Source organism: Streptomyces sp. NPDC041970, from assembly GCF_055588985.1.
Window position 1 is genome coordinate 160,372 of record NZ_JBVJCD010000005.1, and the last position, 7,303, is coordinate 167,674.

Below are 7,303 nucleotides of genomic sequence, written 5' to 3' on the forward strand. Positions count from 1 at the left end.
CCCCGCCGGCCGGGACGTCCCCCGCGCACACGGAAGCCCGCCTCCCGGAAGGACAGGGAAGCGGGCTTCGTCACGTACGGCCGGGGCGGCGGCGCGTCACACGGAGCGGAACGCCAGCACCACGTTGTGACCGCCGAACCCGAACGAGTTGTTGATCGCCGCGATCGGCCCCTCGGGCAGCGCACGCGGCTCGCCGCGCACGACGTCCGCGTCGATCTCCGCGTCGAGGTCGTCCACGTTGATGGTCGGCGGGGCCGTGCGGTGGTGCAGCGCGAGGACCGTCGCGACGGTCTCGATGCCGCCGGCGCCGCCCAGCAGGTGACCCGTCATCGACTTGGTCGCGGAGATCGCGACGTGGTCCAGGTCGTCGCCCAGCACCTTGCGCAGCGCCTTGATCTCGGCGATGTCGCCCTGCGGCGTCGACGTGGCGTGCGCGTTGAGGTGCACCACCTCGGACGGCTTGAGGTCGCTGGAGTCCAGCAGGTTCTGCATCGCGGCGGCGATGCCCCGGCCGGTGGGCTCGGGCTGCGCGATGTGGTGGGCGTCGGCGGACAGGCCCTGGCCCAGCACCTCGCAGTAGACCTTCGCGCCGCGCTCGGCGGCGTGCTCGGCGGACTCCAGGACGACGACGCCCGCGCCCTCGCCGAGGACGAAGCCGTCCCGGCGGGTGTCGTACGGGCGCGAGGCCTTCTCCGGCTCGTCGTTGCTCTTGGACATCGCCATCATGTTGGCGAACGCGGCGATGGGCAGCGGGTGGATCGCCGCCTCGGTGCCGCCGGCCACGACCACGTCGGCACGGCCGGTACGGATCATCTCGACGGCGTACCCGATCGCCTCGGCGCCCGAGGCGCAGGCGGAGACGGGCGTGTGGACGCCGGCCTGGGCGTTGACCTCCAGGCCGACGTTGGCCGCCGGGCCGTTGGGCATGAGCATGGGAACGGTGTGCGGGGAGACGCGGCGTACGCCCTTCTCCTTGAGCACGTCGTACTGGTCGAGCAGGGTGGTCACGCCGCCGATGCCGGAGGCGATGACCGAGCCCAGGCGCTCGGGGCGGATCGAGGCGTCCTCGCCGGCCTTGCCGGTGAAGCCCGCGTCCGCCCAGGCCTCGCGGGCCGCGATCAGCGCGAACTGCGCGGACCGGTCCAGCTTGCGGGCCATCGGGCGGGGGAGCACGTCGGCCGGATCGACGGCCGCGAGGGCGGCGATCCGGACGGGCAGTTCGGCGAAGCGCTCGCCTTCGAGGAGCCTGACGCCGGACCTGCCGGCCATCAGCCCTTCCCAGGTCGATGCGGAGTCGCCACCCAGCGGAGTGGTTGCGCCGATACCGGTGACGACCACGGTGCGATTGGTCGAGTTCACTGGAAGATCTTCTCCACGTGTAGAGGGTCGTGAATCAGCGGCGCCACCGCCGGGTGGCGACACAGCCGGGCTGGGATCAGCCCTGGTGCTTCAGGATGTAGTCGGCAGCGTCGCCGACCGTCTTGAGGTTCTTGACGTCCTCGTCGGGGATCTTGACGTCGAAGCGCTCCTCGGCGGCGACGACGACCTCGACCATGGACAGCGAGTCGACGTCCAGGTCGTCGGTGAAGGACTTGTCGAGCTGGACGTCCTCGACCGGGATACCGGCGATCTCGTTGACGATCTCGGCGAGACCGGTGACGATCTCTTCCTGCGTGGCGGCCATCTTGGCGCTCCTTCGGTGGGTTTCTTCAGGGTTCGTGCATACGGACCGGAAGGTCCGGTGTGCCTAGGGGAGGGTAACGACCGTGGCGGCGTAGACGAGACCCGCCCCGAAGCCGATGACGAGCGCGGTGTCGCCGCTCTTCGCCTGACCGGACGCCAGAAGCCGCTCCATGGCGAGCGGGATCGAGGCGGCGGACGTGTTGCCGGTGGACTCGATGTCACGGGCGACCGTGACGTGCTCCGGCAGCTTCAGGGTCTTCACCATCGAGTCGATGATCCGCATGTTGGCCTGGTGCGGAATGAAGACGTCCAGGTCTTCCGGGGCGATCCCGGCCGCGTCCAGCGCCTGCTGGGCGACCTTCGCCATCTCGTAGACGGCCCAGCGGAAGACCGCCTGGCCCTCCTGCGTGATGGCCGGGAACTTGACCTCGCCCCGTGCGTTGAGCGGCAGTTGCGAGACGTCGCCGAGGCGGAAGTCGTTCCACGCCACCGTCTGCTTGATGGTCTCGGACTTGTCGCCCTCGGAGCCCCACACGGTCGGGCCGATGCCCGGCTCCGCCGAGGGGCCGACGACGACCGCGCCCGCGCCGTCACCGAAGAGGAAGGCCGTCGCGCGGTCCTCCAGGTCGGTCAGGTCGCTGAGCCGCTCCACGCCGATCACGAGGACGTACTCCGCCGAGCCCTCGACGACCATGCCCTTGGCGAGCGTCAGGCCGTAGCCGAAGCCCGCGCAGCCGGCCGAGATGTCGAAGGCGGCGGGCCTGCCCGCGCCGATCCTGTGGGCGATCTCGGTGGCGACGGCCGGGGTCTGCTTGAAGTGCGAGACGGTCGAGACGACGACCGCGCCGATCTGCTCGGGCGAGATGCCCGCCGCGGCGATGGCCTTGCCGGACGCCTCGATCGACATCACGGCCACGGTCTCCTCCTCGGAGGCCCAGTGGCGGGTGACGATGCCGGAGCGGGAGCGGATCCACTCGTCGGAGGAGTCGATCGTCTCGAGGATCACCTCGTTCGGCACGATCCGGGTGGGGCGGTAGCCGCCGACCCCGAGGATGCGCGCGTACGGGGCGCCCTTGCTGGGCTTGATCTTCGCCATGCTCGGGCTCCTTAGCTGCCCGCGTGCTCGGAGATGAGCGCGCGTGCCGCGTCGAGGTCGTCGGGGGTCTTGAGCGCGAGCGTCTTGACGCCGGGCAGCGCGCGCTTGGCGAGCCCGGTCAGCGTGCCGCCGGGGCTCAGCTCGACGAGTGCGGTGACGCCCAGGGCCTGGAAGGTCTCCATGCACCGGTCCCAGCGGACCGGGTTGGCGACCTGCCCGACCAGCCGGGCGATGACCTCGGTGCCGGAGGCGACGGTGTGGCCGTCGGCGTTGGAGACGTACGTCACGGTCGGGTCGGAGACCGTGAGGTCGCCGACGGCCGCGCGCAGCTTCTCCACGGCCGGGGCCATGTGGTGCGTGTGGAACGCGCCGGCCACCTTGAGCGCGACCACCCGGCGCACGCCCTCGGGCTTGTCCGCCTCCAGGGCGGCGAGCTGGGCCGCGGTGCCCGCGGCGACGATCTGGCCGCCGCCGTTGACGTTGGCCGGGGTCAGCCCGAGCTTCTCCAGGTGCGGGACCGTCACGGCGGGGTCGCCGCCGAGCAGGGCCGCCATGCCGGTCTCGGTGACCGCTGCGGCCTCGGCCATGCCGAGCCCGCGGACACGGACGAAGCGCAGTGCGGCCTCGTCCTCGATGACGCCGGCGAGCGCGGCGGCGGTGATCTCACCGACGCTGTGGCCCGCGACGACGGAGGGCGAGGCGTCCAGGGCGGCGGCCGACAGCAGCCCGGCGGCGACCAGGAGCGGCTGGGCCACGGACGTGTCGCGGATCTCGTCCGCGTCGGCCCGCGTGCCGTAGTGGGCGAGGTCGAGCCCGATGGCGTCGGACCAGGCCGCGATGCGGTCGGCGGCGCCGGGGAGGTCGAGCCAGGGAGTCAGGAAGCCGGGCGTCTGAGCGCCTTGGCCGGGAGCGACGAGTACGAGCACCCTCACACTCTCTCTTGTGGACGGCCCCGGACACCCGTGGGGACAGGGACGAAGAACCGTCGGGGGAATTGTTGAAGTTCCACAAAAGTCTAGGACTGAGGATCGGCCGCCGCCAAGCGCCCCAGGATGAGGGCGATCCGCAGCGTGAACGCGGAGCGCACATCGGAGGGGGACCATCCGGTGACGTCGGTCACACGTCGCAGCCGGTAGCGCACGGTGTTGGGGTGCACGAACAGCATCCGCGCGGCCCCCTCCAGGCTGCTCGCCTGCTCGAGATAGACACTCAGCGTCTCCAGGAGAGCGGAGCCCGCCTCCTCCAACGGTCTGTAGATCTCCTCCACCAGCTGGTCCCGCGCTGCCGGGTCCCCGGCCATCGCGCGCTCCGGGAGGAGATCGTCCGCGAGGACCGGGCGCGGGGCGTCCTGCCACGCCGAGCACGCCTTCAGCCCGGCCGCCGCCGCCTGCGCGGACCGGGTCGCCGCCAGCAGGTCCGGCACCACGGGCCCCGCGACGACCGGCCCGGCGGCGTACGGGCCGATGAGCCCCTTGGCCACCTGGAGCGGGTTGTCGCTGCCGCCCGCGATGACCACCAGGCGGTGGCCCAGCACCCCCGTCAGGACCTGGAGCTTCGCGTGGCGGGCGGCGCGCCGGATGGCCTCCACGGTCAGCTCGCTGTCCCCGTCCGGGGCGGTGCCGAGGATGACGCAGACGTGCTCGGGCGAGTTCCAGCCGAGCGCGGCGGCCCGCGAGACGGCCCCCTCGTCGGCCTCGCCGGACAGCACCGCGTTCACCACGAGCGATTCCAGTCGGGCGTCCCACGCGCCCCGCGCCTCGGCGGCCTGGGCGTAGACCTGGGCGGTGGCGAAGGCGATCTCCCGCGCGTAGACGAGCAGCGCCTCGCGCAGCACCGATTCGTCGCCGGGGGCGGCCACCTCCTCGATCGCCGTCTCCATGACCTCGATCGTGGTGCGCACCATCTCCACGGTCTGGCGCAGGGTGATGGCGCGGGTCAGTTCGCGGGGCGCGGTGCCGAACACGTCGGTCGAGATCGCCTGCGGCGTCTCCGGGCGCCGGAACCACTCCGTGAACGCGGCGATGCCGGCCTGGGCGACCAGGCCGATCCAGGAACGGTTCTCCGGGGGCATCGCCCGGTACCAGGGCAGCGTCTCGTCCATGCGGGCGATCGCGTTCGCGGCCAGCCTGCCGGAGGACCGCTCCAGCCGTTTCAGGGTCGCGGCGTGCAGGTGGGCGTCGTGGGCGGCGGACTGCTCAGGATCGGGTCGGGGCACGAGGACAAGACTGCCTCATCGGACCGGGGCTCCGGTGGGCCGGGGCGAGGGGCGCCCCGTACCGGTGGGTACGCGAACGCCTGGTGGACGCCGCGGGGCTACGGTGGCCGGGTGATATCCGTACACCGGTCCGAGGACCGCTACCGGGGCGGCGACCCGGCCGCCGGCGTCGACACCCGGCACGCCCTGTCCTTCGGCCGCTTCTACGATCCCGACAACCTCCGCTTCGGCCCGGTACTGGCCTGCAACGAGGAGCGGCTCGCGCCGGGCGCGGGCTTCGACGAGCACCCGCACAGCCATACGGAGATCGTCTCCTGGGTCGTCGAGGGCGAGCTGACCCACCGCGACTCGACCGGGCGGGCCACGGTCCTCCGCGCCGGGGACGCGGCCCACCTGAGCGCGGCCTCGGGCGTCCGCCACGTCGAACGCAACGACGGCCCTCGACCGCTGGTCTTCCTCCAGACCTGGCTCGCCCCCGCGGAGCCGGGCGGCGACCCCGCGTACACGGTCCTCCGCGCCGCCGCCGACTCCACCCCGTACGCCCTGCCCGGCGCGGGCGCGACGCTCCACGTGCACGGGCTCACCGCGGGCGAGCGCATCGCGCTCCCGGACGCGGCACGCCTGTACGTCCATCTGGCGCACGGCCGACTCGACCTGGGCGGCGAGGAGTTGGGCGCCGGCGATGCGGCCCGCGTCACCGGCGCCGCGGGGTTGGAGGCGGTCGCGGTGACGGGGGCGCGGGTGCTGGTGTGGGAGCTGGCGGACTGATCATGGTCGCGCCGGCCCGTGAGCGGGTCCCCGCGAGGCGCTGACGCACCCTCACCAGGCTGCGAAAACAGGGGTTACGGCTGAGTAGCGGGCCGTTATGCTCGCCGCGACCTCGGGGCGGATCACCAGGGCGAGAACCGGTGTCCGCGCGGGCGGTCCGGCAGCGGACCGCCCGACCCACCCGGCAGCGGGGCGCCTCCCTCTCGCGGGACGCCTCACGGCAAAGGAACACTCCATGACCAGACGCTCGCGCGTCGTGTGGGCCACCAGCGCGGTGGCGGCGTTCGCCACCCTGCTCACCGCGGCTCCCGCGACCGCCCTCGACGGCGCCGCGGCCACCACCGGGCTGAACTTCACCGCCAAGATCGATATCGGTGGCAAGGCCGCCTGCACCGGTTCGCTCGTCGAGCCCCGCTGGGTCCTCACCGCGGCCTCCTGTTTCGGCGCGGCCGGCATACCCGCCGGCGGCAAGCCCGCCCTCGCCACCACGGTCACGGTCGGCCGCACCGACCTGACGCAGCCGGGCGGCAGCGTCCAGCAGGCCCTCGGGCTGGTTCCGCACGCCGACCGCGACCTCGTCCTGGTCAGGCTCAGCACCAGGATCACCGATCCGGCGATCAAGCCCGTGCGGATCGCCGACGCGCCCGCCGCGGCCGGCGAGGAGCTGACCAAGGCCGGCTTCGGACGGACGAAGACCGCGTGGGTGCCCGACCAACTGCACGCCGGCACGTTCACCGTCGCCTCCACCACGGACACGGCGGTGCACCTCGACGGCTCGGAGACCGCGACGGTGTGCCAGGGCGACACCGGCGGCCCCGCGGTGCGCACGGTCGACGGCGTCCCCCAGCTCGTCAGCGTCTCCTCCCGCTCCTGGCAGGGGGGTTGCCTCGGCGCCGACCCGGCCGAGACCCGCACGGGCGCGGTCGACACCCGCGTGGACGACCTGGCCGGGTGGGTGAAGTCGGTCGTCGACCGCGAGAAGACCACGCCCGCCGACATCGACGGCGACGGCAAGGACGACCTCGTCCTCCAGCGCGCCGACGGCACGGTGGTCGTCCACCGCAACCTCGGCAGCACCTTCGGTCCGGGCACCGCCATGTCGACCGGTTGGGGCCGCTACCTCACCGGGACCGACCTGGGCCGCCTGTACTTCGCGGACGTGACCGGCGACGGCAAGGCCGACCTCATCGTCCACGGCGCGGACGGTGAGATCGCCGTCCGCAAGAACATGGGCGCGTACTTCGACGGCGGCACGCACTGGTCGGCCGGCTGGGGCCGCTACCTCACCGGTGCCGACCTGGGGCGCCTGTACTTCGCGGACGTGAGCGGGGACGGCAAGGCCGACCTGGTCGTCCACGGTGCGGACGGCAACGTCTCGGTCCGCAAGAACATGGGCGCGTACTTCGACGGCGGTACGCACTGGTCGGCCGGTTGGGGCCGTTTCGTCACCGGTGCCGACCTGGGGCGCCTGTACTTCGCGGACGTGAGCGGGGACGGCAAGGCCGACCTGGTCGTCCACGGTGCGGACGGCAACGTCTCGG

Annotated in this window: 7 protein-coding genes; 2 read left to right on the forward strand and 5 right to left on the reverse strand. The window is 72.8% G+C overall.

The window, feature by feature from the left end; all coding sequences use genetic code 11:
* Nucleotides 1-96: 96 nt before the first annotated feature.
* The 5 genes from fabF to ACZ6EJ_RS05235 form a co-directional block, all read right to left on the reverse strand.
* Nucleotides 97-1,359, reverse strand: a complete 1,263-nt coding sequence (gene fabF / locus ACZ6EJ_RS05215) for a beta-ketoacyl-ACP synthase II (protein ID WP_469264763.1) — start codon at nt 1,357-1,359, stop codon at nt 97-99.
* 76 nt (nt 1,360-1,435) lie between these two features.
* Complete coding sequence (locus ACZ6EJ_RS05220; protein ID WP_014045780.1) at nt 1,436-1,684, reverse strand: acyl carrier protein; 249 nt, start codon at nt 1,682-1,684, stop codon at nt 1,436-1,438.
* A gap of 63 nt (nt 1,685-1,747) precedes the next feature.
* A complete protein-coding gene (locus ACZ6EJ_RS05225; protein ID WP_469264765.1) occupies nt 1,748-2,779 on the reverse strand; it encodes a beta-ketoacyl-ACP synthase 3 in 1,032 nt (343 codons plus the stop codon).
* An 11-nt stretch (nt 2,780-2,790) separates the two neighbouring features.
* A complete protein-coding gene (locus ACZ6EJ_RS05230; RefSeq protein WP_469264787.1) occupies nt 2,791-3,705 on the reverse strand; it encodes an ACP S-malonyltransferase in 915 nt (304 codons plus the stop codon).
* 89 nt (nt 3,706-3,794) lie between these two features.
* The gene (locus ACZ6EJ_RS05235) at nt 3,795-4,994 is read right to left on the reverse strand and encodes a PucR family transcriptional regulator (RefSeq protein WP_469264766.1); all 1,200 of its coding nucleotides are present in this window, start codon (nt 4,992-4,994) and stop codon (nt 3,795-3,797) included.
* A gap of 111 nt (nt 4,995-5,105) precedes the next feature.
* Between ACZ6EJ_RS05235 and ACZ6EJ_RS05240 the strand changes: the two genes are divergently transcribed.
* On the forward strand, nt 5,106-5,762 hold the full coding sequence (locus ACZ6EJ_RS05240; protein ID WP_469264767.1) for a pirin family protein: 657 nt from the start codon (nt 5,106-5,108) through the stop codon (nt 5,760-5,762).
* 235 nt (nt 5,763-5,997) lie between these two features.
* Nucleotides 5,998-7,303: trypsin-like serine protease (locus ACZ6EJ_RS05245; protein ID WP_469264768.1), on the forward strand; the 1,306-nt coding region annotated here is incomplete at its 3' end.